General features: G+C 71.5%; 17 protein-coding genes and 1 pseudogene. 8 read left to right on the forward strand and 10 right to left on the reverse strand.

What is annotated here, in order from left to right; translation table 11 throughout:
* Window positions 1-97: 97 nt before the first annotated feature.
* The 3 genes from AXA74_RS20170 to AXA74_RS20180 are packed head-to-tail and all read left to right on the forward strand — an operon-like array spanning window position 98 to window position 2,304.
* Entirely contained in the window at window positions 98-802 is a 705-nt protein-coding gene (locus AXA74_RS20170) for a PIG-L deacetylase family protein (RefSeq protein ID WP_048940123.1), read from the forward strand.
* The gene (locus AXA74_RS20175; RefSeq protein WP_080700966.1) at window positions 795-1,709 is read left to right on the forward strand and encodes a glycosyltransferase family 2 protein; all 915 of its coding nucleotides are present in this window, start codon (window positions 795-797) and stop codon (window positions 1,707-1,709) included. The genes AXA74_RS20170 and AXA74_RS20175 overlap by 8 nt, the downstream gene beginning before the upstream one ends.
* Complete coding sequence (locus AXA74_RS20180) at window positions 1,681-2,304, forward strand: hypothetical protein (RefSeq protein WP_051593974.1); 624 nt, start codon at window positions 1,681-1,683, stop codon at window positions 2,302-2,304. The genes AXA74_RS20175 and AXA74_RS20180 overlap by 29 nt, the downstream gene beginning before the upstream one ends.
* On the opposite strand, the gene AXA74_RS20185 is transcribed toward AXA74_RS20180, so the two are convergent.
* Window positions 2,248-3,231 carry an SDR family oxidoreductase gene (locus AXA74_RS20185; protein ID WP_032955923.1) on the reverse strand — a complete coding sequence of 328 codons (984 nt, stop codon included), beginning with the start codon at window positions 3,229-3,231 and terminating at the stop codon, window positions 2,248-2,250. The genes AXA74_RS20180 and AXA74_RS20185 overlap by 57 nt on opposite strands.
* 150 nt (window positions 3,232-3,381) lie before the next feature.
* On the opposite strand from AXA74_RS20185, the gene galU reads away from it, so the two are divergent.
* Window positions 3,382-4,227, forward strand: a complete 846-nt coding sequence (galU, locus tag AXA74_RS20190) for a UTP--glucose-1-phosphate uridylyltransferase GalU (RefSeq protein ID WP_032955922.1) — start codon at window positions 3,382-3,384, stop codon at window positions 4,225-4,227.
* 8 nt (window positions 4,228-4,235) lie between these two features.
* Here galU and AXA74_RS20195 read toward each other — a convergent pair whose 3' ends face one another.
* Window positions 4,236-4,742, reverse strand: a complete 507-nt coding sequence (locus tag AXA74_RS20195; protein ID WP_060833255.1) for a YciE/YciF ferroxidase family protein — start codon at window positions 4,740-4,742, stop codon at window positions 4,236-4,238.
* A gap of 238 nt (window positions 4,743-4,980) precedes the next feature.
* Here AXA74_RS20195 and AXA74_RS20200 point away from each other — a divergent pair.
* The 3 genes and pseudogenes from AXA74_RS20200 to AXA74_RS20205 all read left to right on the forward strand — a co-directional run.
* Window positions 4,981-7,344, forward strand: a pseudogene (locus tag AXA74_RS20200) (GAF domain-containing protein); the annotation flags it as partial.
* A gap of 178 nt (window positions 7,345-7,522) precedes the next feature.
* The gene (locus tag AXA74_RS24725) at window positions 7,523-7,870 is read left to right on the forward strand and encodes a response regulator (RefSeq protein WP_230588845.1); all 348 of its coding nucleotides are present in this window, start codon (window positions 7,523-7,525) and stop codon (window positions 7,868-7,870) included.
* A gap of 183 nt (window positions 7,871-8,053) precedes the next feature.
* Entirely contained in the window at window positions 8,054-9,418 is a 1,365-nt protein-coding gene (locus AXA74_RS20205; RefSeq protein WP_032972277.1) for a sigma-54-dependent transcriptional regulator, read from the forward strand.
* Here AXA74_RS20205 and AXA74_RS20210 read toward each other — a convergent pair.
* Complete coding sequence (locus tag AXA74_RS20210) at window positions 9,415-10,458, reverse strand: DNA topoisomerase IB (protein WP_048940125.1); 1,044 nt, start codon at window positions 10,456-10,458, stop codon at window positions 9,415-9,417. The two genes, AXA74_RS20205 and AXA74_RS20210, sit on opposite strands and share 4 nt — an antisense overlap.
* Window positions 10,459-10,474: 16 nt before the next feature.
* Here AXA74_RS20210 and AXA74_RS24000 point away from each other — a divergent pair, with 16 nt between their 5' ends.
* A complete protein-coding gene (locus tag AXA74_RS24000) occupies window positions 10,475-10,627 on the forward strand; it encodes a DUF3309 domain-containing protein (RefSeq protein WP_032957421.1) in 153 nt (50 codons plus the stop codon).
* 2 nt (window positions 10,628-10,629) lie between these two features.
* Here AXA74_RS24000 and treY read toward each other — a convergent pair whose 3' ends face one another.
* The 7 genes from treY to AXA74_RS20245 form a co-directional block, all read right to left on the reverse strand.
* Window positions 10,630-13,143 (reverse strand): malto-oligosyltrehalose synthase, encoded by a 2,514-nt coding sequence (treY, locus tag AXA74_RS20215; RefSeq protein WP_032979354.1) that lies wholly within the window; start codon window positions 13,141-13,143, stop codon window positions 10,630-10,632.
* The gene (gene malQ, locus AXA74_RS20220) at window positions 13,140-15,191 is read right to left on the reverse strand and encodes a 4-alpha-glucanotransferase (protein WP_032979355.1); all 2,052 of its coding nucleotides are present in this window, start codon (window positions 15,189-15,191) and stop codon (window positions 13,140-13,142) included. Before malQ ends, treY begins: the two co-directional genes overlap by 4 nt.
* A complete protein-coding gene (gene treZ, locus AXA74_RS20225) occupies window positions 15,188-16,978 on the reverse strand; it encodes a malto-oligosyltrehalose trehalohydrolase (protein ID WP_032979356.1) in 1,791 nt (596 codons plus the stop codon). The genes malQ and treZ overlap by 4 nt, the downstream gene beginning before the upstream one ends.
* The gene (gene glgX / locus AXA74_RS20230) at window positions 16,975-19,068 is read right to left on the reverse strand and encodes a glycogen debranching protein GlgX (RefSeq protein WP_032958056.1); all 2,094 of its coding nucleotides are present in this window, start codon (window positions 19,066-19,068) and stop codon (window positions 16,975-16,977) included. The genes treZ and glgX overlap by 4 nt, the downstream gene beginning before the upstream one ends.
* The gene (gene glgB, locus AXA74_RS20235) at window positions 19,068-21,230 is read right to left on the reverse strand and encodes a 1,4-alpha-glucan branching protein GlgB (protein ID WP_032958058.1); all 2,163 of its coding nucleotides are present in this window, start codon (window positions 21,228-21,230) and stop codon (window positions 19,068-19,070) included. The genes glgX and glgB overlap by 1 nt, the downstream gene beginning before the upstream one ends.
* Window positions 21,227-24,559: a maltose alpha-D-glucosyltransferase gene (treS, locus tag AXA74_RS20240; protein ID WP_032973064.1), complete on the reverse strand. Its 3,333-nt coding sequence runs from the start codon at window positions 24,557-24,559 to the stop codon at window positions 21,227-21,229. Before treS ends, glgB begins: the two co-directional genes overlap by 4 nt.
* Window positions 24,556-26,634, reverse strand: a 2,079-nt coding sequence (locus tag AXA74_RS20245; RefSeq protein WP_155680896.1) for an alpha-1,4-glucan--maltose-1-phosphate maltosyltransferase, incomplete at its 5' end; no start/stop codon positions are given. The genes treS and AXA74_RS20245, both read right to left, overlap by 4 nt.

A 26,634-nucleotide genomic window follows, 5' to 3' on the forward strand; every position in this document is an offset into this window, starting at 1 on the left:
CAAGCTGCCGGCGCGCAGCCATGGGCGGCAAGCGGCGTGCCCGCCCGGGCATGTGGCTTGCCGCGTGGCCGGGACAACGGCGGACGGGGCCAGGCAGATGAGGAAAGACAGACAGGACGGCGCGCCGGCCGAGCAGGGCGGCATCGTGGTGCTTTCACCGCATTTCGACGACGCGGTGCTGGCTTGCGGCGCATTCCTGGCCGGCAGGCCGGGCGCCACGGTGCTGACGGTGTGCGCGGGGCTGCCGCCGCCGGAGATGCCGGCGCCCGATTGGGACCGCCGCTGCGGCTTTCACAGCGCCCGCCAGGCGGTGCTGGCGCGCATCGACGAGAACCGCCGGGCCCTGGGCCTGTTGCGCGCGGTCGGCCGCCAGCTCGCGATGCTGGACAGCCAATATGGCGGCCAGTGCGCGGGCCTGAGTCCGCGCCTGGCGCGCGAGCTGGCCGCGATGCGGCCCGCGCTGGTGCTCATGCCGCTGGGCCTGTTTCACGACGACCATATCCGCGTCAGCAATGCCGCGCTGCGGGTGCGACGCTGGCTGGGCCCGGGCATGAGCTGGGTCGCCTACGAAGACGCCCTCTATCGCCGCCGCCCGGGCTTGGTGCAGCGGCGCCTGGCCGCGCTGCGCGACCGGGGCGTGCGGGCCACGCCCTGGTTGACGGTGGCCGCCGACCTGCCGATCAAACGGCGCGCGGTCGGCGCCTACGCCAGCCAGCTCGGCCCGCTGGGCTTGATACCGGGCCGGGGCGACGATGCCTTGCCCGAGCACTATTGGCGGCTTGCCGGCGATGACCATGGCTGAGCCGCGGATCAGCGTGGTCGTGCTGACCTACAACCGCCGCGCCGAACTGCTGGCCACCCTCGGCCGCCTGGCCCAGGCCGCGCCCGGCGTGCCCGTGGTGGTGGTCGACAACGCCAGCGGCGATGACAGCGCCGGCGCGGTCAGGCGCGGTTTTCCGGGCGTGCAGGTGGTACAGGCGCCGGCCAACCTGGGCGCGGCCGGCCGCAATCTGGGCGTGGCGGCGGCCGGCACGGACTACGTGGCTTTCTGCGACGACGATGTGTGCTGGCTGCCAGGCTCTCTTGAGCGCGCCTGCGAGATGCTGGACCGCCATCCCGATGTCGCGGTCCTGAGCGCGCGCGTGCTGGTGGGACTGTCGGCCGTGCCGGACCCGGCCTGCGCGCCCATGGCGGCCAGCCCCTTGCCCGGCGAGGCCGCGATCGGCCCGGCCCTGGTGGGATTCATGGCCGGGGCCTGCGTGATGCGCGCGGCCGCCTTCCGGCGCGTCGGCGGCTATTGGCCGCCCCTGTTCATCGGCGGCGAGGAAGCCTTGCTGGCCCTGGACCTGCTGCAGGACGGCTGGCGCATCCTTTATGCCCCGGCGCTGGCCGTGCAGCACCGGCCCTCGGTCCATCGCGACGCGCCGGCGCGCCGCCGCCTGCTGGCCCGCAATGCCTTGCTGGTGGCCTGGATGCGGCTGCCCTGGCGCCAAGCCCTGGCCGAAGGCTGGCAGGTGCTGGGCGGCTTGCCGGATTGGCCGGCGCGCTGGCAGGCCTTACGGGAGGCCGCCGGCCATGCTGCGCGCGCCGGCGCGCGGCGGCGGCCGGTCGATGCCCGGGTATGCGGCTTGCTCGCCCAGGTCCGGCGGTCGCGGGGCCGCCCATCCCAAGGAGACGTCCATGTCACAGATCATCGCCGCCCGTTTTGAGACCTTCGACCAGGCCGCTGTGGCGGCCGGCCAGCTATTCGAGCGCGGGTTCGCCGAGGCCGACATGCATACCTTCTACGTCAACACGGCGGGCCGCCATGCCAGCTATCCCGTGGGCGGCGACCGGCGCGCCGACCCGGATGCGCGCGGCGCCGCGCTGGGGGCTTTCGCCGGCGCGGCGTTCGCCAGCCTGGTGCTGGCCGGCACGGCCGGCTTTCTGGTCGCCCGCCTGACCGGCTCCATGCTGGCCGTGATCGCCGCGGCCGGCGTGGGCGCCTATATCGGCGCGCTGGCCGGCGCCCTGTGGATCAATGGCCGCCGCAAGCGCATGGGCCGGGACGAGGCCGGCGCGGCCGACGGCCATCCGGCCATCCGCCACGAGGGCGTGATGCTGGCCCTGCGGGTGGACCCCGCGCGCCAGGCCGAAGCAGCGGCGGTGCTGCGCGCCGCGGGGGGAGTCGACGTCGAGCGGGCCAACGGCCGCTGGGTCCAGGGCCGCTGGGAGGACTTCGACCCCCTCACGCCGCCGCAGCGCGACTCAGCCGTCGCCGGCCGTGCCGGTGATGGGCAGGACAATGCCCGTGATGTAGCTTGAGCAGCAGGGCGCGGCCAGAAAGACATAGGCGGGCGATATTTCTTCCGGCTGGGCGGGACGGCCGTATTGGGTCTGGCTGCCGAAGGCGGACACCTGGCCCGCCGGCTGGTCGGCCGGGTTCAGCGGTGTCCAGACCGGGCCCGGCGCCACCGCGTTGACGCGGATGCCGCGGCCGATGACATTGGCCGCCAAGGAGCGCGTGAAGGCGTGGATGGCGCCCTTGCTGGCGGAGTAGTCCAGCAACTCGGGGCTGCCGCGCAGCCCGGTGACCGAGCCGGTGTTGATGATGCAGCCGCCTTCGGGCAAATGCGGCAGGGCCGCCCGGGCCATGTAGAAATAGCCGCAGACATTGGTGCGCAGGGTCTCATCCAGCCGTTCGTCGGACAGGTCGCGCAGCGTGGGCGCATGTTCCTGGAAGGCCGCGTTATTGACCAGGATGTCCAGTCCGCCCAGGCTGTCCACGGTCTTGGCCACGGCCTCCTCGCAAAAAGACGGGTCGCGGACATCGCCGCTCAAGGTCAGGCAGCGCGCGCCTTCGGCCAGCACGGCCTCGCGGGTGCGGGCCGCGTCGTTGTGTTCGTCCAGATAGACCAGGGCGACGTCGGCGCCTTCGCGCGCGAACAGCACCGCCACGGCGCGGCCGATCCCAGAATCGCCCCCCGTGATCAGCGCGACCTTGCCCAGCAGCTTCTCGCTGCCGCGATAGTCCGGCGCGGTGTAGCGCGGCGCCGGGTCGAGCTGGCCTTCCTCGCCCGGCTTTTGCTGGTGTTGCGCGGGCAGGGGAGGCTGCGGCTGATCGCGCTCGCCGGGCTGCGCGGGCGGCTTGCCGCCGGACGCGCCGCGGGCCTCGTCGCGAGCGTCCTGCTCGGCCTGCAGCTCGCGCTGGCGCTGCGCGGTGGCTTCGGGGCGGGAAGGTCGGTCGGTCATGTTCGTCTCCTTGCGGTCCTGCGCGCCACGGAAGGCGGCGCGCCTGGCCGGCAGGGCAGCAACCGCCGTTCCCGCGGCCGCGCGGGTCCGGCACGCGGCTTGCTCAGGCAAGGCGCCAGACTAGGCTGGCCCACTTTCGCGAGGCACACCATGCACACCTTAAGCAAGGCCGTTTTTCCCGTTGCCGGCCTCGGCACGCGCTTTCTCCCGGCCACCAAGGCCATGCCCAAGGAGATGCTGCCCATTATCGATAAGCCGCTCATCCAGTACGCCGTCGAAGAGGCGGTGGCCGCGGGCATCACCGAACTCATCTTTGTCACCGGGCGCAACAAACGGCCCATCGAAGATCACTTCGACCGCATGCCGGAACTGGAGCGCGACCTGGAGAGCAAGCAGAAAACGGCGCTGCTGCGCGCGGTGCGCGATGTGCTGCCGGAGTCGGTCAAATGCGTCTACACCCGCCAGCCCGCGCCGCTGGGCCTGGGCCATGCGGTGCTTTGCGCGCAGGCCATCGTGGGCGACGAACCCTTTGCCGTGCTGCTGGCCGACGACCTGATCGACGCGCCCCGGCCGGTGATCGGAGAGATGATCAAGCTGGCGCGCGAATTCAGCGGCAGCGTGCTGGCCTTGCAGAATGTGCCCCCCGAACACACCGACCGCTACGGCATTGTCCAGGGCCGCCCCTTCGCGCCGCGCACCCTGGCGCTGGAGGCCATGGTCGAGAAGCCCGCGCCGGACCAGGCGCCTTCGACGCTGGGGGTGGTGGGCCGCTATGTGCTGCAACCCGAAATCTTTGCCTGCCTGGCGGCCACGCGCCCCGGCGTGGGCGGCGAGATCCAGCTGACCGACGCGATCGCGGCGCTGATGCGCCGCCAGCCGGTCCACGGCTATGAGTACGAGGGTGTGCGCTATGACTGCGGCAGCAAGGAAGGTTTCTACCGGGCCACGGTCGAACTGGGGCGCAAATACCACCAGCTCGACCGGGCCGCCGCCTAGCGGCGGGATCAGCCGGCCTTGCCCTGTTGCGCGGCCTTCTGGTTGGCCCGCTTCAGGGCCAGCTCATTGAGCTTCTGGTCGGCGCCTTTCTCCTCGGCCAGGGTCTCCTTCAGCAGCTTGACCGCGTCGGGCAGGCCAAGCTGGTCGGCAAAGGTGCACAGGGTGCCGTAGCTGGCGATCTCATAGTGCTCGACTTTCTGCGCCGCGCCGATAAGCGCGGCGTCGCGCACCGGGCCTTGCTCGATTTCCTCGATCACGTCGCGGCCTTCCTCGACCAGGCCTTCCATGGCGGCGCACTTGATGCGCTTGAGGCGCAGGTTGCCCGCCTCGACAATGCGGTCGATGCGTTCGACCTGGCCCCGGGTTTCTTCCAGGTGGTGGGTGAAGGCTTCGGCCAGGCCGGGGTCCTGGGCCGCGCGCGCCAGCTTGGGCAGGACTTTGGTCAATTGCTTTTCCGCGCTGTAGATGTCGGAGAGTTCGTGGATAAAGAGGTCCTGCAGGGTTTTTGCGGTCATGGAGCATCTCCTGGGTTGCGCGCCGCGACGGCGCGGCGCAGAACTCCCCGGCCAGCAAGCCTCGTGCCGCCGCCTCGTTTACATGCTGGCGCAAATCGCAACAACGCCTACGATGGACGGCGCGCATCATGCAGGATGCTTGAACCGGTCACCCTGGAGGCGCGAGATGCTGACGCAGTCCCACCCCCTGGGCGACGCCTGGACGAATATGCTGGCCCGCCTGGAAGACGAGCGCATCATGCTGCAGCGCATCGCGGCCGGCGAACCCCTGATCGAGGTGCTGGAGCATGTCCTGCGCACCGTGGAGGCCCAGTCCAGCGTGCCCTTGCGGACTTCGATTCTGTTCATGGATGACGGCGGCGGCCTGCGCACGGCCGCGGCGCCCAGCCTGCCGCCCGAGTATCTGCGATTCATCGACGAAAGCCTGTCGGCGCCGGCCCGCGACCCTTGGGCCGAGGCCGTGCGCCGCGGCGAGGCCGTCTACGTGGCCGACATCGCCCGCGATCCGGCCTGGGTGTGGGGCCGGGACAAGGCCCAGACCCTGGGCATGCGCGCCTGCTGGTCCACGCCCATCAGGCGTCCCGACGGGCAGCTGCTGGGTGTCTTCTGCAATCACTACGCCGAACCCCGGCTGCCCACGCCCCACGACATCGAGGCCATCGCCCTGGTCACGCGCACGGCCGCGCTGGCCATCGAGCGCCACCGCACCGAACAGGCGCTGCGGCACAGCGCGCAGCGCTGGCGCAGCATGTTCGACGGCATGCAGGAGGGATTTTTCCTGGCCGAGGCGGTACGCGACGATCGGGGCGCGATACGGGATTTCCGCCTGCTGGAAGTCAATCCGGCTTTCGAGCTGCAGTGCGGCCGCCAGGCCGGGGCCTGCCTGGGCCGCAGCCTGCGCGAGATGCTCGGCCAGGCGCCGCCGCGCATGATGGAAGTGCTGGCCCAGGTCATGGACACCGGCGAGGCGGCGCAGATCGAGTACGGCATGCCGCCGTCGGCCTGTTACGAGGTGCGCGCCCGCAAGGAGAGCGCCGACCGCGTAACGGCCATGCTGCTTGATGTCTCGGCGCGCAAGCTGGCGGAGACCGAGCTGTGGGACGAACAGCGGCACAAGAGTTTCCAGCTGGCGCTGGGCGACCGCCTGCGCCTGCTGGAGACGCCGGCCATGATCGAGCAGACCACTTGCGAGGCCTTGGGCCGGCATCTCGGGCTCAGCCAGGTCTGTCTGCTGCGCAGCGGCCATGAGGGCGAGTCCGTGCGCATGATGGCGGGCTGGTCGGCCTCGGGCGAGATGGCGCCGCCCTCGCGCGCCGTGCGGGCCGCCGTGCGCCGCGCCATCCAGCGCGAGCGCAGCCTGCCGGTGCCGCATCTGCCCGGCGCGGCGCAGGAAGGCCTGGTGGTGCCCCTGGGCCGATGGGGCCGTCCCGAAAGCGCCTTGCTGGTGCGCGCCGCCGGCCCCCAGGGGCTGCCGGCGGCCGACCAGGCCTGCGTGGAGGAAGTCGCCGAGCGGCTGTGCGACGCCACCGAGCGCTCCGCCCATGCGCTGCAACTGCAAGAAAGAGTCGAACAGGCCAGCGCCGAGCGCGACCGCATCTGGCGGCTGTCGCCCGAAGTGTTGGCGATCATGGACGGACGCGGACGCCTGCTCAGCGTCAGCCCGGCGGTGCGCAGCATGCTGGGCTGGTCGCCCGAGCAGTTCGTGGCCATGGGCTTTTCGACGCTGCTGCATCCGGACGACCGCCAGAGCACCCGGGCGCGGCTGGCCCAGGCCTTGGCCGGAGAAGGCCAGCACCATATGGAAAACCGCCTGCGCAAGCGCGATGGCGGCTATTGCTGCATCACCTGGACCATGTCGTCGGCCCAGGGCGACCTCTACCTGGCCGGACGCGACGACACGCATTTGAAGGCCCAGGCCGAAGCGCTGCAGGAGGCCGAGCACGCCCTGCGCCAGGCGCAGAAGCTGGAGGCCGTGGGCCGCATGACGGGCGGCATCGCGCACGACTTCAACAATATGCTGCAGGGCATCTCCGGCGCGCTCTACCTGGTGGAGCGCCGCCTGGACGGCGGCGACCTGGCCGGCATGCGGCGCTATCTGCGCATGGCCAGCGAAGCCTGCCAGCGGGCAGGGCAGCTGACCCAGCGCCTGCTGACCTTTTCACGGCGCCAGCCCATCGATCCCAGGCCCTGCGACGCGGGCGACATGCTGCGCTCGATGAGCGAGCTGTTCCGGCGCTATACCGGCGAGCGCATCGTGCTGGATTTCGATCTCGCCCCGGATATCGGTACCGTGCGTTGCGACGCCAATCAGTTCGAAAGCGCGGCGCTCAACCTCGTCATCAACGCCTGCGACGCCATGCCCGAAGGCGGCAGGCTGGTCCTCAGCACACGCAATGTGGAGCTGGACGCCGGCTGCCTGCGGCGCTTTCCCGAGGCCGTGCCAGGCGAATTCGTGGAGGTGGCCGTCAGCGACACGGGTTGCGGCATGGCGCCCGACGTGCTGGCCCATGTGTTCGAGCCGTTTTTCACCACCAAGCCGGTAGGCGCCGGCACCGGCCTGGGCCTGTCCACCAGCTATGGCTTCGCACAGCAGGCGGGCGGCGCTCTCACCATCGAGAGCCAGCCCGGCGCGGGCACGACAGTGCGGCTCTGCCTGCCGCGCTACCGCGGCCGCTGGCTGGCGCAGCAGCAGGCGCTGGCGCCCTCGGCCGCGGCGATGGCGCACGACCGGGCCGCGCGCGGTCGTGCTGCTGGTCGAAGACGATGCCTCCGTGCGCGAGATGGTGCGCGAGACCGTGGCGGGCCTGGACCTGACGGTCCTGTGCGCGGCGGACGGGCAGGACGGCGCGCGCCAGCTCGACGCGGCCGCGCGGCTGGACCTGCTCATCACCGATATCGGCCTGCCCGGTCTCGACGGCCGCGAGCTTGCCGGGCGCGCGCGCCGCGCGCGGCCCGAGCTGCCGGTGCTGCTCATGACGGGTTACGCGCAAGGCGGCAGCCAGGATGTGTCTTCCTTGGGGCCACCCGTGGAGCTGATCCTCAAACCTTTCGGTCTGGACGCGCTGGCCGACCGTGTCCGCTCGCTACTGGCGGAAACGGCCGGTTGCGTAATGGATAAGCAAATGTAAGATCCCAACGGGGGACCTGCATGTAAATGCAATAAAGCGAAAACAATATCGCGATACTTACTACATCTGCATCCAGATGAGGCATAGTGGACTCGCGCTCTCGAACCGTTCGCCGAGGGGCTGGTATCGACGACAGGGCGAGGTGGCTGGGGCGCTCGCAGAACGTCAGATCAGGGAGATGCTATGCCTCATCTACTTATTCTCGAAGACGACGACGTTGTACGAGAAACGCTTGCCGAGGTGGCCCGCGACAGCGGCTATACGGTGGCGCAGGCCACTTGTATCAAGGAGGCCTTGATACAGCTGGACATGCAGCCGCCGGACCTGCTGCTGGCCGACATGCGCGTGCCCGGCGGAGACGGCATGGAGGTCTGCCGCAATGCCGCGGCAGTGGGCTGCGATGTCGTCATCATCACCGGCTACGGCAGCATGGACGGCGCCGTGCAGGCCCTGCGCCTGGGCGTAAGTGACTATCTGGTCAAGCCGGTCTGCATGGAACGCCTGCAAGCCATCCTGGCGCGCGTGGCGACCGGACGGCCGCAGGCCGCGCCTTCGCGCGCCGGCCAGCCGGAGCGGGGCGGGCATTGCGGACATATGTTCGGCGAGTCTGAACCCATGCGCGCCGTCTACCGCCAGATCTCGCGCGTCGCGCCCAGCGACATGACCGTGTTTGTCATCGGCGAGAGCGGCACCGGCAAGGAGCTGGCCGCGCACGCCATCCACGATTGCAGCGCGCGCCGCGGACAGGCCTTTGTCGCCGTGAATTGCGGCGCCATCGCGCCCAACCTGATCGAAAGCGAAATGTTCGGGCACGAGCGCGGCAGCTTCACCGGGGCCGAGCGCCAGCACAAGGGCTATTTCGAGCGCGCCGATGGCGGGACGCTGTTCCTGGACGAAGTCACCGAGATGCCCCTGGACCTCCAGGTCAAACTGCTGCGGGTGCTGGAGACGGGCCGTTTCCTGCGCGTGGGCACGCAGCGCGAGATCGCCTGCGACGTGCGCGTGGTGGCCGCCACCAACCGCTCGCCCGAGCAGGCCGTGCGCGAAGGCAAGCTGCGCGAAGACCTCTATTACCGCCTGGCGGTCTTCCCGCTGGAACTGCCGCCGCTGCGCGCCCGGGGTGACGACATCCTGGTGCTGGCGGACCGCTTCCTGGCCTTGCTCAATGCCGACTACGGCACCTCCAAGGTGTTCGGCGACGATGCGCGGCGGCGCATGGCCATGCATGATTGGCCCGGCAATGTGCGCGAACTGCGCAACTACGTGCGCCGCGCCTATGTCATGGCCGAGGGCGAGGTGCTGGATGCGCCGCTGCTGCCGCCCAAGCTCGCCGCGCCCGAGGAAGACCGCCCCGGCAGCGTCACGCTGCGCGTGGGGGCTACCCTGGCCGAAGCGGACCGGCGTCTCATCCTGGCGACCCTGGCGCGCTGCGGCGGCATCAAGAAACAGACGGCGGCCATCCTCGGCGTCAGCCCCAAGACGCTGTACAACCGGCTGGAAGCCTATGCCGCCGAGGGCTACACGGTGCAAGAGGAAAGCGCCTCCTAGCGCGACTCCTGTCCGCGCACGAACGCCAGGAAGCGGCGCTCCGCGGCCTGCAGCCCGCGCGGGCCGGCGGGCGCGCGCCCCGGCCCGGGCAGGCGCCCGGCCTGCGCCAGCACCGCCGGATGCACATAGCAGCGGCGGCACACCGCCGGCGTATTGGCCAGGCGGCGCGCCACCGCGGCGACCACTTCCTTGATGGCCGGCGGCCCGGCCTGGCCGCCGGCGCGCAGCATCTCGAAAGCCATGACCGAAGCGGCCCAGGTGCGATAGTGCTTGGCCGTGAAGTCCTCGCCGCTCGCCAGGCGCAGATAGGCATTGACCGCGCTGGAGTCCACCGCGTGCCGGCGCCCATGCTCGTCTTCGTACTGGAACAGGCGCTGGCCCGGGATCTCCAGGCAGCGCCGCAGCAGGCGCGCCAGGCGGCGGTCACGCAGGGTGACATCATGGCGCACGCCGCTTTTGCCGGTGAACTGGAACCGGATCTGCGCGCCGTTGACCTGGGTATGGCGGCGCTGCAGCGTGGTCAGTCCATAGGAGCGGTTGCTGCGCGCATATTCGGCGCCGCCGATGCGGATCAGGGTCTGGTCCAGCAGACGCGCCACCAGGGCCAGCACGCGCGCCGGCGGCAGCCCCGGCAGGGCCAGGTCACGCTCGACCCGGCGGCGGATCCGCGGCAACGCCGCGCCGAAGGCCGCGAGCTGGCCGAACTTGTCGGCATCGCGCCGCGCCGTCCATTCGGGATGGTAGCGATATTGCTTGCGGCCGCGCGCATCGCGCCCGGTGGCCTGCAGATGGCCATTGGCGCGGGCGCAGATCCATACATCGGTGTAGGCGGGAGGAATGGCCAGCGCGCGTATGCGCGCCAGTGTGCGGGGCTGGGTCACGGGACGTCCGCGGCGGTCCAGGTAGCGAAAGCCGCCCTTGCCGTCGGGTTCGCGGCGCAGGCCGGGCTGGCTGTCGTCGGTGTAGACCAGGCCGGGCGCCGGCCGGGCACGCGGATTGCTGCTCCGGGGCGGGCGGTCCGATCCGGCCGTCCCGTCCATGCCAAGGAGTGCTTGTATGTCCACCATCGTGCTCGTCCTGTTGATCCTCTTGCTTATCGGCGCCATCCCCGCCTGGCCGTACAGCCGCGGCTGGGGCTATTACCCCAGCGGGGTGGTCGGCATCCTGCTGATCATCGCCATCGTGCTGCTGGTGACGGGGCGCGTGTAGGCTCAGGGTTCGCTGGCGCATAGCGCGACGGGCCACTGCCGCAACAGCCGCGCCAGCGGCAGGCGCCCGTCCGCGCCAATGCGGCAGCCGCCGCCGGCCAGCACGTCTGTCCAGTGCGAGCCGGGCGGCAGCTCCAACACGGTGTCCTCCCAGAAGCCGGCCGCGTCCTCTCCGCGCGCCAGGCCGGCCAGGCGCAGGCTGCATAGCCTGGGCGCGACGGCCAGCACGCGCTGTTCACCACTGCCGCGCAGATAGGCCACCACATGGGCGGCGCGCCGGCCGCGCGCGCAAACGGGCTGATAGCCGGACTCGAAGGCGGCCGGACGCGCGGCCCGCAGGCGCAGGGCCGCCTGGATCAGATATTGCTTGATGCGCCCGCTGGTCCAGTCGCGCGGCCGGGCTGGGCTGGCGGCCGGCCCGCGCAAGAGATTCCCCAGGCGCGCATGATCCACGGCGCGGCGGTTGTCCGGGTCGACCAGGCTGTCGTCCCAGGTTTCGGCCGCCTGATAAAGGTCGGGCACGCCCGGCGCGGTATTGCGCAGCAGCGTCTGCGCCAAGCTGTTGATCTGCCCGGGCGCGACCAGGGGCGCGGCGATGGCGGCCAGGCTGTCCCAGGCCCGCCGGTCTGGCGCGGCGGGATCCAAGGCATCCAGGCAGGCCTGGGCGGCGGCCTCGTAGGCGGGGTCCGGATCCTGCCACGAAGTGCGCAGCTTGGCCTCGCGCAAGGCCTTGCGTTGCCAGGCGCCCACCCGGGCCAGCCACTGGCGGATGGCGCTTTCATCGCGCACGGCCTCGGTCCAGGCGGCGGGCCAGGCGGCCACCAGCGTCTGCAGCAGCATGTAGCGGTCCGTGGCCGCCAGCGGCCCCTCAGGCAGCGTGTCCAGCCAGCGGCTGGCCAGCGTGCTCCAGCGCGCGGGCATTTCCGTGAGCACGGCCAGGCGGGCCCGGGCATCCTCGCCGCGCTTGTGGTCATGCGTGGCCGTGGCCAGCATGCCACGGGGATGGCGCCGCTGGCGCGCCTGGTTGCGCAGATGAAAGCCCGGCACGCCCAGCGCGAAACGCTGCGGCCAGGCGCCGACCTCGTTGCGCGACAGCAGCGGCCCATGGCGATAGTAGAAAGTGTCCTCCAGGGCCTTGGCGGCCAAGGGCGGCGTGAGCTGCTGCAGGCGCTTGAGCGCGGGGCGGGCCGCGGGCAGGGACAGCCTGTCCATCCAGTCCCGCAGCAGCAGGGGGTCGGGCGGGCCCAGCCGCGCCTGCCGCGCCGCCTCGTCCCAGGCCGCGCGGTCGGCCCGCGAGGCCGCGCCATCTTCGGCATAGCTGCGGTAGATCGGGAAGCCCGCCAGCCAGCTGTCCAGCACCCGGCGCAGCGCCGGCTCGCCCCAATCGCGGGTGCGCGGGTCGGCCGCCAGCACCGCCATCCAGGCGCGCAGCGCCGCCTGTCTTTCCGAAGCGAGATTGCGTCGCAGCAGGGCCAGGCGGACGCCGCGGATCTGCGCCGCGACCGGCGCGGGGTCGCCGCCCAGGGCGCGCCAGAAGGCCAGCAGCGGCCCGCGCGCGGGGCTGGCGTGCAAAAGCGCGCCGACCTCGTCCATGAAGTCATACCCGGTGCTGCCCTCGACCGGCCAGCGCGTGTCCAGGGCTTCATGCGGCGCCAGGATCTTCTCGACCACCAGATAGGGCTCGCGGCCGGGCGCGGCGGCCAGCAGCGCGGCGCGCAGGCGGCGCAGGTAGGCCCCGGGCTCGGCGAGCCCGTCGATGTGGTCCACGCGCAGCCCATCCAGCAGGCCCTCGGCATACAGGGCCAGCGGCAGGGCGTGCATGGCCTCGAACACCGTCTTGTCCTCCACGCGCACGCCGGCCAGTTCGCTGATCTCGAAGAAGCGCCGCCAGTTCAGCTGCTCGGCGGCGCAGCGCCACCAGGCCAGGCGATAGTGCTGGTTTTCAAGCAGCGCATGGAGCCGCGCGCGGCCTTCGGGCTGGCCGGGATCATGGGCGGCCGGATCGGCTTGCGGGTCGGTCAGCGGCAGCAGCTGGCCGCCGGCCTGCACCCGGCTGGCGCCATCCTGGCGCAGCAGGCGGATCTCGCCGCCGGCCAAGGCATCGCCATAGGGGCGCGCGAGAATGGGCAGCAGCAGCTTGCCGCCGCCCGCCTCCCAATCGATGTCGAAGGCGGGCGCGTGGGCGCTGGCCCGGCCCGAACGCAGCACGTCCTGCCACCAGGGATTGCGCGCATCGGCGGCCAGATGATTGGGCACGATGTCGGCGATCAGGCCCATGCGCCGCGCCGCCGCCCGCGCGGCCAGGCGCCGCAGGCCCGGCAGGCCGCCCAGTTCTTCGCTCACCCGGGTGGGGTCGATCACGTCATAGCCATGCGGCGAGCCGGGCCGCGCCTGGGTGATAGGCGACAGATAGAGATGGCTGATGCCCAGCTCGGCGTAATGATCGAGGACGCGGGCCGCGTCATCGAAGGTGAACGAGGCGTGCAATTGCAGCCGGACCGTGGCGCGCGGCGTCATGCTTGCCTCCGTCCGCGGCGGATCGCCTCCAGCCTCTGCCGCCAGCAGGGCGTGTCGCAGGCGGCCACGGTATCGCCGGGCAGGCGCCGGCGCCAATTGGGGAAGGTGTCGACGGTGCCCGGGACATTGGGCGCGAGCCTTTCGCCGGCCAGGTCCTCCAGCGAAGCCAGCATGAGGGCGCAGGGCGCGCTGGCGACAAAGGCAAGCAGGTCGGGCAACGGCGCCTCGGCGGGCAGCGGCGGCGGCAACTCCAGGCGCCGGGCCAGGGCCTCGCGGTCGCGCGCGCGCGCCTGGCGCAGTGCCGGCGCGCCGCCGCCGAGCAGGCCCGCGCTGTCGCGTTGCGCGAGGTCATGGCCTTCCCACCAGCCGGCCAGGGTCGGCAGATCATGGGTGGTCGTCAGGGCCGCGCAGGCGGCGGGCCAGCGGCTGGCGGGCAGGAAACCGCCGGCCTCGTCCCGCATGAACCACAGCACATTCATGCCCGAGATGCCGGCCTCGCGCAGGCGGGTGTCAAAGCCCGGCGGCACGGTGCCCAGGTCTTCGCCGATGAGCCGCGCGCCGTGGCGCCAGGCTTCCAGCGAAGCCAGCGCCATGAGCTCGGGCCCCGGCATATGCAGATAGGCGCCGTCGGCCGCCTCGGCGCCCTCGGGCACGACCCACAGGCGCTCAAAGCCCAGGATGTGGTCGATGCGCAGGCCGCCGCCATGGCGCAGGCTGGCGCGCAGCACGTCGATGAAGGGCTGGTAATCCTGCTGGCGCAGGGCCTGGGGCGAAAAGGCGGTCAGGCGCCAGACCTGGCCGGCTGGCTGATGGATATCGGGCGGCGCGCCGATGGACACTCCTCCCAGGAACTGATCCGGCCGGCTCCAGGCCTGGCTGCCGAAATGGCTGGCGCCGACGGCCAGGTCGCTGATCAAGCCCACGCGCATGCCGGCCTGGCGCGCCCCGCGCTGGGCCGCCTGCAGGCTGCCGGCGGCCAGCCATTGCAGAAAGCAATGGAACTCCACGTCGCGCCCGTGGGCGGCGGCATAGTCGCGCACGCGGGCCGAGCGGGGGTCGCGCCAGGGCGTGTCCCAGGCGGGCCAGGGGCGCACGGTGCCGGACAGCGCGGCATGCGAGGCATGCAGGGATTCAAAGACCGCATGGTCGGCCAGCGCCTGTCCCTCGGCGCGGACAAAGGTCTGGAACCGCGCCCGCGCGTCGTCCTCGCGCAAGCGGAACTGCTCGTGGAGCCGGCGCATCAGGCGCATGCGGACCGCGCTGGCGCCGGGCCAATCGATCAGCTCGGCATCGTCCAGCGCGGCCCAGTCCGTGGACGGCAGCGCGGCCATCGCCGCGCGCAGGGCGTCTTCGCCGAGCATATCGGCGGGCGCGGCGAACGCGGCGTTCCAGAACAGGCGGCTGGAGGGGCAATAGGGGCTGCAGGCGGCCGGATCGGCGCTGAACATGGCGTGCACGGGGCTGAGCATCAGGGCATCGGCCCCTTCGGCGGCCAGCCGCTGGGCCAGCTGGCGCACGGCGGCGAAGTCGCCATGTCCGCGGGTGGCCCGCGCCGGATCGGCGTGCCGCATGCGCAGGCTGTAGACCTGGGCCATGGCGCCCCATTGGCGCGGCGCGGCCGGCGCGGTCGCGGCGCCGGGCGCGATGGCCAGCCGCAGGCAGGTCCCGCCGGGCAGGCGCAGCTGGTAGTAGCCCGGCGTTTGCGGCGCGCGCAGCGCGCTGCCGCCGGCGGCCCTCTCGGGCCTCACGCGGCGGGCGGCGGTCGCATCGTCTTCCGGTACCAGCCAGCAATCGCCGGCTGCGCGGGCCGGCAAGGCCAGCGGCTCGCCCGCGCGGCCGATCACCAGGCCCTTGTGCCCAGGGGCGCGCAGGCGCGCCCGGCTGGCCTGGATATCGGCTTCGCTGGCGCAGGCCAGGCCCATGGCATCCAGCAGCCGGCGCAAGGTGTCGATGGCGACCTGGCGCGGCTGCTGCCGGGCATCGGTCCAGTGTTCCTGCAGGCCCGCCTGGGCCGCCAGCGCGCGGATCGCGCGCGATGTTGGGGTCATGAAGGCTCCTGGATGAGGCAAACCGTGGCGTCGGGGGGCAGCAGGCCCTGGCTCATGAGCGCCAGGCAGCCGGGCGTGGATTCAAAGCGCAGCGACGCCTGGCCGGCCGGACGCAGGCGGCGCGGCAGGCGGCAGGCCGATGCGCCCAGGTTGGTGTAGGCCTGCAGCCGCGCCCCGTCGCCCAGCCGCCAGGCGGCGTGCACGGCCGCCTCGCCCAGCGGGGTGGCGTCCTCGGCGCGGGTGCCGCCCAGCCGCGGCGCCAGGCAGCGCGCGCGCAGGTCGAGCAGGCGCGTGTAGTACGCGGTCCAGACGCGATGCTCGCCGTTGCGCGGCCACGGCAGGCAACGCTCGAAAGTCTCTGGCGCATTGGGATCGGGCAGGCCGCGTCCTTCGTCGCGATAACCGGGCATGGCCGCGAACTCGCGCGCGCGGCCCTGGCGCACGGCATCGGCCAGCGCCGCGTCGGCATGGCTGGTGAAATAAAGAAAGGGCGTCTGCGCGCCGTACTCCTCGCCCATGAAGATCAGCGGCACCGCCGGCGTCAGCAACTGCAGGGCAATGGCCGCCTGCAGGCGTTGCGGCGTGGCGGCCAGGCGGGTGAGGCGCTCGCCGTGGGCGCGGTTCCCGGTCTGGTCATGATTCTGCAGGAAACACACAAAGGCCGAAGCCGGAAGATGCGCGCTGGGCTCGCCCCGCGGCCGCCCGCCATGAAAGGGCGAGGGCTGGCCCTGGTAATGCCAGCCTTCGGTCAGGCAGCGCGCGAGGATGCCGGCCGGCCCGGAGCAATAGCCGCTGTAATAGCCTTGCGCCTCGCCGGTCAGCAGATGGTGCATCACATGGTGCCAATCGTCGTTCCATTGGGCGTCATAGCCCGCGTCCAGCAGGCAGGCCCGGTTGGCCTCGTCCTCGATGACGAGATACAGGCGGCGCCCAGGCAGGCGCTGGCGCAGCCGGGCGGGCAGGGCGCGCAGCCAGTCGGGGGCCGGGATGGCATGCACGGCGTCCAGGCGCAGGCCGTCGAAGCGATAGTCTTGCAGCCAGTGCACGGCGCTGTCCTCGAAGAAGCGTTGCACCGCCGGCTGCCGGAAGTCGATCGCCGCGCCCCAGGGCGTGGCCCTGTCCTGGCGGAAGAAGCGCGCGGCATAGCGCGGCAGGTAATTGCCGTCAGGGCCGAAATGGTTGTAGACCACGTCCAGCATCACGGCCATGCCCAGGCCATGGGCGCTGTCGATCAATTGCCGGAGCGCCCGCGGCTCGCCATAGGCGCGGTCGGGGGCATAGGGCAGCACGCCGTCATAGCCCCAGTTGCGCGGCCCGGGGAAATCGGCGATGGGCATGAGCTGCAGGACATTGATGCCCAGCGCGGCCAGCGCCGGCAGCCGCTCGCGCAGGCCGGCATAGCCCCCGGCCAGGCCCACGTGCGCCTCGTAGATGACCGAGCTTTCCCAGGCGTGGGGCTGCCAATGCGTGTGGCGCCAGGGATAGGCGCTGTCGTCGACCACCACGCTGTCGTCGTGCACATCGCCGTCCTGCAGGCGCGATGCCGGATCGGGCATGCGCGTGCCGTCGGCCAGCCGGTAGTGGTAGCGGCTGCCCGGCGGACAGGCGTCGAGACGATGGGCGCAATAGCCTTGCGCGTCGGGCGCCACGGGCCGCGGCGCATGGCCTTCGACGCAGAGCATCATGCCGGCCGGCGCATCGGGCGCCCAGATGCGGAAGACGGCCGAGCCGTCGGCCTGCGGAAAAGCGCCGCAAGGCGCGCTGCCATCGAGGAGAAGGCTGCTCATGATTGGGCATCCCCCACGGCCGACAGCAGCACGACGCTATGGGCCTGGACACGCACCGGCCCGGCGGGCTGTGGCGCGACAGGCAGGGAGGCGGCGGAGTCCAGGTCGCGCATCCAGGCCAGGGCCGGCTCGGGCAGCGCGAAGGCCTCGTCTTGCCCATTGGGATTGAGCAGCAGCAAGGTGACGTCCAGCGTGCCGTCGGGCCGCGGCGCCACGCGCCGCAGGGCCAGCGCGCGCCCGGCTTCCCATTCCGACAGCGGCTGGCCGCCGGGCTCGAAGCAGGCGCTGCGCGGCAGGCCGGGCGCCAGTTCGGCCTGGGGGTCGAGGTAGCGGCCGGCCCGCAGGCTGGGGTGGGCGCGGCGCAGCGCGATCAGGCGCGCGACGTAGAGACTGAGCTTGCGGCCTTCGGGCGAGGCCGCCTGTTCCCAGTCCAGCCACGACAGCGGACCGTCCTGGCAATAGGCATTGTTATTGCCCGACTGCGATCGCCCGAACTCGTCGCCGGCCAACAGCATGGGCGTGCCGTCGGCAAAGAAGAGCGTGGCCAGCAGGGCCCGGGCCACGCGGGCGCGCGTGCGCAGGATGGCGGCGTCACGGGTCGGGCCTTCGGCGCCCCAATTGGCGCTGAAGTTTTCGCCATGCCCGTCCTGGCCGTCTTCGCCGTTGGCCTCGTTGTGGCGCTCGGCGTAACTGACCAGGTCGGCCAGCGTAAAGCCGTCGTGCGCGGCCAGGAAGTTGATGCTGCTCCATGGGCGCCGGTGGCGCCGGTCGAAGATCGGGCGCGAGCCCGACAGGGCCTCGGCCAGTCCGCCGCGCTGCCCCTCGTCGCCGCGCCAATAGCGGCGCGTGCTGTCGCGGAAGACGCCATTCCACTCGGCGAAGCCGGGCGGGTGGTTGCCCAGCTGGTAGCCGTCCGGCCCCAGGTCCCAGGGTTCGGAGACCAGCTTCAGCCGCGACAGCACCGGATCCTGGAGGATGGCGTCGAAAAAACCCGAACCGGGATCGAAGCCCGTGCCCTCGCGTCCCAGCGTGGTGCCCAGGTCGAACCGGAAGCCGTCCACCCCATAGGAGTCGGCCCAGGCCCGCATCGAATCCATCACCATCTGGAGCACGCGCGGATGGGACAGGTTGACGGTGTTGCCGCAACCCGTGTCGTCGATGTAATAGCGCTCATCGCCCGGGATCAGCCGGTAATAGCTGGCGTTGTCCAGGCCGCGCCAGGACAGCGTGGGGCCGAGCTGGTTGCCTTCGCAAGTATGGTTGTAGACCACATCCAGCAGGACCTCGATGCCGGCGGCATGCAGACGGCGCACGGCCTGGCGCAATTCATTCGGGCCTTGCGGCGTATAGGCCGGCTCGGGCGCGAAGTACGACAGTGTGCTGTAGCCCCAATAGTTGCGCAGACCGCGTTCGAGCAGGAATCTATCCTGAAGGAAGGCATGCACCGGCATGAGCTCGACGGCGGTCACGCCCAGCCGGCCGAGGTGGTCGATGAAACGCGGGTCGCCCAGCGCGGCGGCCGTGCCGCGCAACGGCGGGCGCAGGTCCTCGCGCATCATGGACGCGCCGCGCACATGGACCTCGTAGATGATGGTGTCGCCCCAGGCCGTGCCGGGCGGTTTGGACGGGCCCCAGTTGAAGGGCAGCTGCGCCGTCACCACGCCCTTGGGCATGAGCGGCGCGCTGTCGCGCCGGTCCAGGCTCAGGTCGGCCCGTCCGTGGCCGGGCCGATAGCCGAACAGCGCGTCGCCCCAGCGCAGCGGCCCATGCAGCTGGCGCGCATAGGGATCGAGCAGCAGTTTGTTGGGATTGAAGCGATGCCCCTGCGCTGGCGCGTGCGGCCCATGGGCGCGATAGCCATAGAGCAAGCCCGGCTCGGCCTCGGGAAGGTAGCCGTGCCAGACCTCGTCGGTGCATTCGGGCAGCGGCACGCGGCGCAGCTCCTTGCGGCCCCGCGCATCGAACAGGCAGAGGTCGATGCGGGTGGCGTTGGCCGAGAACACCGCGAAATTGATGCCCAGGCCGTCGCTGGTCGCGCCCAGCGGATAAGGCAGGCCTGCGGCAAGCGGGGCGTGCAAATACGTGTCCATCAAGACTCCCTGTGGTCCGGGGTGAGCAGCAGCGTGGTCATGCCCGGCAGCGCAAGCACCAGGCTGTCGGCCCGCCCATGGGCTGGCTGTCCCGTGGTCCGCGGCCGCGCCGCAGGCGCCTCGTCGGCGCCGGAATCGAGCAGCACGCGCCAGGCGCCGCCGCGGCAGGCGCCCACGCGATAGTCCTCGCGCCGCACGGGCGTGAAGTTGCAGACCGCCAGCACCGGCGCATGGCCGGCCGCATGGCGCTCGAAGGCCAGCACGCTGTTGTCGGTGTCGTCCAGGATGACCCACGCGAAACCGGCCGGGTCGGCATCGCCGGCGTGCAGGGCCGGCAGGCTGGCGTACAGCTGGTTGAGCGCGCGCACGGTGCGCTGCACGCCGCGATGGCCCGGCTCGTCCAACAGCGCCCAGTCCACGCTCCGGTCGTGGTCCCATTCGCGCCACTGGCCGATCTCGCCGCCCATGAAGAGCAGCTTCTTGCCCGGGTGGGCCCACATGAAGGCCAGGTAGGCCCGCAGCGCGGCCAGCCGGGCCGGCGCGTCGCCCGCGGCCATCTTGGCCGCCAGGGCGCCCTTGCCATGGACCACCTCGTCGTGCGAGAGCGGCAGGATGAAGCGTTCGGAGAAGGCGTAGACCAGCCCGAAGGTCATATCGGCATGGTGATGGCGCCGGTGGATGGGGTCGCGCTGCTGATAGCGCAGCGTGTCGTGCATCCAGCCCATATTCCATTTGTAGTCAAAGCCCAATCCGCCGCTGGCGGTGGCGGCGGTCACGCCCGGCCAGGCGGTGGACTCCTCGGCGATAGTGATGGCGCCGTCGCCGCGGGCGCGCACGCTGTCGGTCAGGGCGCGCAGGAAATCGATGGATTCCAGGTTCTCGCGCCCGCCGTGGCGGTTGGGCAGCCATTGGCCCGGCGCGCGGCTGTAGTCCCGATACAGCATGGAGGCCACCGCGTCCACGCGCAGCCCGTCGACGTGATAGTGCTCCAGCCAGTGCTGGGCGCTGGCCAGCAGCATGGCGCGCACCTCGTTGCGGCCCAGGTTGTAGACGCAGCTGTGCCAATCGGGGTGATAACCCTCGCGCGGATCGGCGTATTCGTACAGGGCCGTGCCGTCAAAGCGCGCCAGGCCATGGGGGTCGTCGGGAAAGTGGGCCGGCACCCAGTCCAGCAAGACCCCCACGCCGGCGGCATGGCAACGGTCCACGAAGCGCGCGAAGGCCTCGGGCGGCCCCAGCCGGGCCGTGGGCGCGAACATGCCCAGCGGCTGGTAGCCCCAGGACCCGCCGAATGGGTACTCCATGATGGGCATCAACTCGACGTGGGTGAATCCCATCGCGCCCGCATACGCCGGCAGCCGGTCGGCAAGCTGGTCCCAGAGGCAATCGCCCGACTCGGGGTCGTGCCAGGAGCCGGCATGGACTTCATAGATGGAAATCGGCGCCTGCGGCGCCTGGCCAGCGGCGCGGCGGGCCATCCAGCCGGCGTCGGTCCAGGCGTGCACGCCGCCGTCGTCGATCACGGAGGCGGTGGCCGGCGGCAGTTCGGCGCGGCGCGCCCAAGGGTCGGCCTTCCAGCGCCACTGCCCGTCCTGGCCCAGCAGGGCGAACTTATACCGCTGCCCGGGACGGGCATCCGGCAGGAAGAACTCCCAGATGCCGGCGCGGTGGCGCAGGCGCATGGGATGGCGCCTGACATCCCAGCCATTGAAGTCGCCCACCAGGGCCACGCAGCGCGCATTGGGCGCCCATACCGCGCAGCGCAGTCCCGGCACGCCCTCGTGCTCGGTGAGCGCCGGCGCCAGCGCCTGGACGGCCCGCCAATCGCCCTGGGCATGCGCGGCCAGGGTCGCCTCGTCGGCCAGCGGGCCGAAGGCATAGGGGTCGTTGATGTCCTCGATGCGGTCGCTCCAGTGGATGCGCAGGCGATAGGCCAGCGGGCCGCGCCCCTGCAGGCCGGGCACGGCGGCGGAAAACAGCGTCGCGGCGCAGGGTTGGAGATCGATCAGGCTGCCATCGGCCAGGTGGGCGCTGACGCGCGAGGCGCCGGGCGCCAGCACGCGCAGCCAGCCGTCGTGCGGGCCCAGCAGCGCAAAGGGATCCCCGTGCACGCCGTGGATCAAGGCCTCGCGCTCGGCCGCGGAGAGGGGATCGCGGCTCATGCGCCACCGCCTTCGGCGTCCAGCGCCTCCGATAGCAGCAGCCCGCGGCCCATTTCCGCCAGGGCGGCCAGCGGCAGCGACAGCCAGTCCGGCCGGTGGGCCGCCTCATAGCAGACCTCATAGGCGGCTTTCTCGAACTGGGCCAGGGCCAGCAAGGACGATTCGGCCTCGGGCGGCAGGGCCAGGCTGTCGGGCCTGGCCTGGCGGTAGCCTTCCAGGAAAGCCTGGCCGGCGCGCGCCCGGAAGCGCTCCAGCAAGGCGTCCTGCTGCGGGGCGCCCGCCACCAGCGCGGCCGGCGGCGTGCCGTCGGCCTCCGCCGGCGGGGCGGGCATGGCCCTGTCGCGCGCGGCCAGCGCGGCGGCGTAGTCGAAGGAGCGCAGCATGCCGGCCAGGTCTTTGTAGACGGTATCGGCCGCGGCACGCTCGGCGGCGTCACGCAACGGCTCTCCCTCGAAATCGATGAGATAGGCATCGGCCTGCGCCACCAGCACCTGGCCCAGATGGAAGTCGCCGTGCACGCGCAGCGTGGGCGCGCTGCCGGCCCAGCCGGCGAGCCGCCGCAGCCGCGACGCGAGCGCCGACTCGTGTTCCAGCAGCCATTGCGCGCTGGCGCGCAGCGCTTGCGGCAGGGCCGGCAGCTGCGATTCGAGCGCCGCCAGCGCGGCCCGCCACTGGGCATTCACGCGGTCGGCTGTCGGTCCGGGCTCGGCGCGCGCGGGGGCCGCAGCCGGCAGCAAGGCGGCGTGCAGCTCGGCCAGCCGCCGCCCCATCACGGCGGCAAAGGCCAGATAGCCGGCCAGGCTGGCCTCGAAGGCGTCGGCGTCTTCGCCGGCCGGCAGCGCCGTGGCCAGGGTGCGGTGCAGGTAGTCCAGCGTCCAGCGCCAGGCGTCGCCCTCGTTGGGCACGAACTGGTGAAAGAGCGCCAGTGTGCGCACCGCGCCGTCGGCGTCGCGCTGCTCCAGCGTCCCCAGCAGCGCCGGCGTATTGGCATAGCCGGCGCGGGCCAGCTGGGCGCTCATCTCGACCTCGGCATTGGGGCCCGGCACGGTGCTGCGCAGGATCTTCACGATGATGCGGCCGTCGACCACGGCCGAGCTATTGCTCTGTTCGCCGCCCAGCCACTGGACCGGCGCGTCGGCGGGCGGCGCCTGGCAGTCCTGCGCCAGGCGCCGGTAGCGCAGGCTGGCGCGCGGCGCCGTGCCCGAAGCGAAAGGCGGCAGGGGCTCGCGCGGACCGGGCGCCGCGCACAGGCCCGCGGCCAGCGCGCGCAGAAAATCCGCCTGCAGGAAGGCGTCGGCCAGCAGGCCGATTTCGGGCCCGCGCCGCAGGCGCGCCATGGGATAGCTGGCCTGGGCCTCTTCGCCCCACACCAGCGAGAACGGGATGCTCAGGCGCTGTCCGCCATCCTCGTCCTGGCTGACCGTGGCCCAGTGATAGCGCACCTGGGCGGCCGGCGCGTCCTCGGCCTCGCGCGGCAAAGGCGGCGTGTCGCGCAGGCGCAGCCGCCCGCTCGGCGCGCCCGCATACCAGCGCTGGCGCGTCAGATACTGGGGCAGGGCCTCGGTCTCCAGCAGCTGGCGCGCCGCGTCGGTCAGCTCCGTGCCGCCCCGCGAGCGCAGCACCAGGGTGACCAGCTCCGGCATCTGCTCCGGGGCCTGGGACTGCCAATCGGGCGCCAGCGCCTCGCGGCTCAGGTCGAACCAGTAAAAGCCATAGGGCGGCAGCGTCAGCAGATAGGGCAGTTCGCCGATGGCGGGAAAGACCGCGCCGCCCAGCATTTCCACCGGCACCAGGCCGGCATGCGCCTGCAGCGGCAGCTCCACCGGCTGGGCCGAGGCCGACAGGTTGGCCACGCACAGAATGGTGGTCTGCTCCCATTGCCGCAGATAGGCCAGGATTTTGCGGTTGCCCGGCGACAGAAAGCGCAGGCCGCCCCGGCCGAAGGCCTGCGTCTGGGCCCGCTGGGCCAGCAGGCGCCGGGTCCAGTTCAAGAGCGAATGCGGGTCGCGCTGCTGGGCTTCGACGTTGATGGCCTCATAGCCGTACAGCGGCCCCATGAGCACGGGCAGGCGCAGGCTTTCGGGGTCGGCCCGCGAGAAGCCGCCATTGCGGTCGGGCGACCACTGCATGGGCGTGCGCACGCCGTCGCGGTCGCCCAGGTGGATGTTGTCGCCCATGCCCAGCTCGTCGCCGTAGTACAGCACCGGCGTGCCCGGCATGGACAGCAGCAGGCTGGTCATCAGCTCCACGCGGCGGCGGTCGCGCTCCAGCAGGGGCGCCAGGCGCCGGCGGATGCCGAGGTTGATCCGCGCGCGCGGATCGGCCGCGTAGACCTGCCACAGATAGTCGCGCTCGCGGCTGGTGACCATCTCCAGCGTCAGCTCATCGTGGTTGCGCAGGAAGATGGCCCATTGGCAGTTGGGCGGAATGTCCGGCGTCTGACGCAGGATATCGACGATGGGAAAGCGGTCCTCCTGGGCGATCGCCATATACATGCGCGGCATCAGGGGGAAATGAAAGGACATATGGCATTCGTCGCCCTGGCCGAAGTACTCCTGGGCGTCCTCGGGCCATTGGTTGGCCTCGGCCAGCAGCATGCGGCCGGGGTACTCGCGGTCCATGGTGGCGCGGATGCGGCGCAGCACCGCATGGGTCTCGGGCAGGTTTTCGTTGTTGCTGCCTTCGCGCTCGACCAGATAGGGCACGGCGTCCAGCCGCAGCCCGTCCACGCCCATGTCCAGCCAGAAGCGCATCACGTTGAGCATCTCGCGCAAGACCTGGGGATTGTCGTAGTTCAGGTCGGGCTGGTGCGAATAAAAGCGATGCCAATAATAGGCCTGGGCCTGCGGGTCCCAGGTCCAATTGGACGTTTCCGTGTCGCAGAAAATGATGCGGGTGCCGGCATAGGCGCGGTCGTTGTCCGACCACACGTAGTAGTTGCGCGCCGCGGATCCGGGCCGGGCGCGCCGGGCGCGCTGGAACCAGGGGTGCTGGTCCGAGGTGTGGTTGACCACCAACTCGGTGATGACGCGCAAGCCGCGCGCGTGCGCGGCGCGGATCAGGCGGCGTACATCGGCCACCTGGCCATACTCGGGGTGCACCCCGCGATAGTCGGCGATGTCATAACCGTCGTCGCGGCGCGGCGAAGGATAGAAAGGCAGCAGCCACAGGGCATTGACGCCCAGGCTGGCGACATAGTCCAGCTTGGCGATGAGGCCGGGCAGGTCGCCCACCCCGTCGTTGTTGGCGTCGAAGAAGGACTTCACGTGCAACTGATAGATGACGGCATCCTTGTACCAATCGGGCGAGGAGGCGGGAACAGCGTTCATATCGGGCTCGCGGGCAGGGGCGCGGCGGGCAACCGCCAGATGCCATAGGGGGATTCGGGGGAAAGCCAGGCGCGCACCACGCCCTCGGGCCAATGCTCATGCGCGCCCGTCAGCAGGTTCTCGCCATGGCCGGGCGCATCCAGCCGCGCGCTGGCCAGCAGCGCGCGGCCGGGGTCGAGGTTGATCATCACCAGCACGAGGTTGCTGGCGCCATCGGCCTGGCGCAGATAGGCCAGCACCGGCTCCGGGCCGGCGGGCAGGGCGCGGTAGCCGCGGTGGCTTTGCAAAGCCGGATTGGCGCGCCGTATGGCGTTGAGTCGGCCGATCTCGGCGCGCAGATTGCCCGGGGCCAGCCAATCGCGCGGACGCAGCTGGTATTTCTCCGAGTCGGCGTACTCCTCGCGGCCCGGCAGCGCCCGCGCCTCGCAGAGCTCGAAGCCGCTGTAGATCCCCCACAGGCCGGATGCCGTGGCCGCCAGGGCCGCGCGGACCAGAAAGCCCGGCCGGCCATGGTTTTGCAGGTAATAGGGATTGATATCGGGCGTATTGACGAAGAAGTGCGGCCGGAAAAAATCCGCCACCGGCGGGCGCGACAGCTCGGCCAGATAGGCTTCGATCTCGGCCTTGCCGTTGCGCCAGGTGAAATAGGTATATGACTGCGTAAAGCCGGCCTTGGCCAGGCGGTACATCATGGCCGGCCGCGTGAAGGCCTCCGACAGGAAGATCACATCCGGCGCGCGCGCATGGACTTCGGCGATCAGCCATTGCCAGAACGGCAGGGGCTTGGTGTGCGGGTTGTCCACCCGGAAGATGCGCACGCCGCGCCCGGCCCAGAAGAGCACGATGTCGCGCAGGGCGCGCCACAGACCCATGCGGCGCCGCGCGCCGTCGTAGAACGCCACGTTGACGATGTCTTCATACTTCTTGGGCGGATTCTCGGCGTGGCGCAGCGAGCCGTCGGCGCGCCAGGAAAACCACTCGGGATGCTCGCGCAGCCAGGGGTGGTCGGGCGAGCACTGGATGGCGAAATCCAGGGCCAGCTCCAGGCCGTGGCCGCGCGCCGCGTCAACCAGGCGCTCGAAGTCCGCCAGGCTGCCCAGCTCGGGCGCGATGGCGTCATGGCCGCCCTCGGCCGAACCGATGGCGTAAGGGCTGCCGACATCGCCGGCCTCGGCCTGCAGGCTGTTGTTGCGGCCCTTGCGCCGCGTGTGACCGATGGGATGGATGGGCGTGAGATACAGCACATCGAAACCCATGGCCCGGATGTCCGGCAGCCGCGCGATCACATCGTCGAAACGGCCGTGCCCGGCCGCCGACTGCGAACGCGGAAACAGCTCATACCAGCTGCCGTAGCGGGCGGCGGCGCGGTCCACCCGCAAGGGCAGCGGCGGGCAGGCGCCCAGGAAAGGCCGCGTCCCGGCTCCGCGCAGCCAGGCGCCGGGCGCGCGCAGCTGGCCCAACAGGCGGGCCGACAAGCCCTGGTCCAGCGCCTGCTCCAGCGCCGCCAGGGCGCGCCGCGCCGAGGCCGGGGCGTCGTTGTCCAGCACGCCGGCCAGCCATTGCGCGGCCTCGCGCAGGCTCAGCCGCACATCCTGGCCGGCCTCGAACTTGGCCTGCAACTCCTGGCACCAAGTGGCCCAGACATCCACCCAGGCCTGCACCTGGTACTCGTGCGCCCCGATGCGCGCGGCCCGCCACTCGGCCCGCCAGCGGTCATTGCCCAGGGGCTGCATGGGCTGGCGCTGCCATTCGGCCTGGTCGCAGGCGCGCCAGCACACGTCCACCGCCAGGGCGTCATGCCCGTCGATGAACACGTCGGCTTCGACCTGGATGGCTTCATGGACGATGCGCTTGACCGCGCCATCGGGCACCGCGGGCGTCACCCGCTCGATCACGATGCGTCCGGGCTTGGGCCAGGGCGCCGCCACGCAGGCGGTGACCGGCGGCGCGCCCGGCCAGCACAGCAGGGCGCAGCCGGCTTCGGGCAGGGCCTGTCCGCGCGGACGCAGCCCGGCCGGCACCTCGCGCAGCGCCGGCGGGCCGGCGGGCAACAGGCCGGCCAAGTCCCCGGTGTC

Source organism: Bordetella hinzii LMG 13501, from assembly GCF_001548475.1.
Taxonomy (GTDB): Bacteria; Pseudomonadota; Gammaproteobacteria; order Burkholderiales; family Burkholderiaceae_B; genus Bordetella; species Bordetella hinzii.

Excerpts from the sequence above, each read along its gene's own strand:
- AXA74_RS20205 (WP_032972277.1), top strand. The coding sequence starts at position 8,054 with ATGCCTCATCTACTTATTCTCGAAGACGACGACGTTGTACGAGAAACG.
- treS (WP_032973064.1), bottom strand. The coding sequence starts at position 24,559 with ATGAACGCTGTTCCCGCCTCCTCGCCCGATTGGTACAAGGATGCCGTC.
- AXA74_RS24725 (WP_230588845.1), top strand. The coding sequence starts at position 7,523 with ATGGTGCGCGAGACCGTGGCGGGCCTGGACCTGACGGTCCTGTGCGCG.
- glgB (WP_032958058.1), bottom strand. The coding sequence starts at position 21,230 with ATGAGCCGCGATCCCCTCTCCGCGGCCGAGCGCGAGGCCTTGATCCAC.
- galU (WP_032955922.1), top strand. The coding sequence starts at position 3,382 with ATGCACACCTTAAGCAAGGCCGTTTTTCCCGTTGCCGGCCTCGGCACG.
- treY (WP_032979354.1), bottom strand. The coding sequence starts at position 13,143 with ATGACGCCGCGCGCCACGGTCCGGCTGCAATTGCACGCCTCGTTCACC.
- AXA74_RS20195 (WP_060833255.1), bottom strand. The coding sequence starts at position 4,742 with ATGACCGCAAAAACCCTGCAGGACCTCTTTATCCACGAACTCTCCGAC.
- glgX (WP_032958056.1), bottom strand. The coding sequence starts at position 19,068 with ATGGACACGTATTTGCACGCCCCGCTTGCCGCAGGCCTGCCTTATCCG.
- treZ (WP_032979356.1), bottom strand. The coding sequence starts at position 16,978 with ATGAGCAGCCTTCTCCTCGATGGCAGCGCGCCTTGCGGCGCTTTTCCG.
- AXA74_RS20185 (WP_032955923.1), bottom strand. The coding sequence starts at position 3,231 with ATGACCGACCGACCTTCCCGCCCCGAAGCCACCGCGCAGCGCCAGCGC.
- AXA74_RS20210 (WP_048940125.1), bottom strand. The coding sequence starts at position 10,458 with ATGGACGGGACGGCCGGATCGGACCGCCCGCCCCGGAGCAGCAATCCG.
- AXA74_RS20175 (WP_080700966.1), top strand. The coding sequence starts at position 795 with ATGGCTGAGCCGCGGATCAGCGTGGTCGTGCTGACCTACAACCGCCGC.
- AXA74_RS24000 (WP_032957421.1), top strand. The coding sequence starts at position 10,475 with ATGTCCACCATCGTGCTCGTCCTGTTGATCCTCTTGCTTATCGGCGCC.
- AXA74_RS20180 (WP_051593974.1), top strand. The coding sequence starts at position 1,681 with ATGTCACAGATCATCGCCGCCCGTTTTGAGACCTTCGACCAGGCCGCT.
- malQ (WP_032979355.1), bottom strand. The coding sequence starts at position 15,191 with ATGACCCCAACATCGCGCGCGATCCGCGCGCTGGCGGCCCAGGCGGGC.
- AXA74_RS20170 (WP_048940123.1), top strand. The coding sequence starts at position 98 with ATGAGGAAAGACAGACAGGACGGCGCGCCGGCCGAGCAGGGCGGCATC.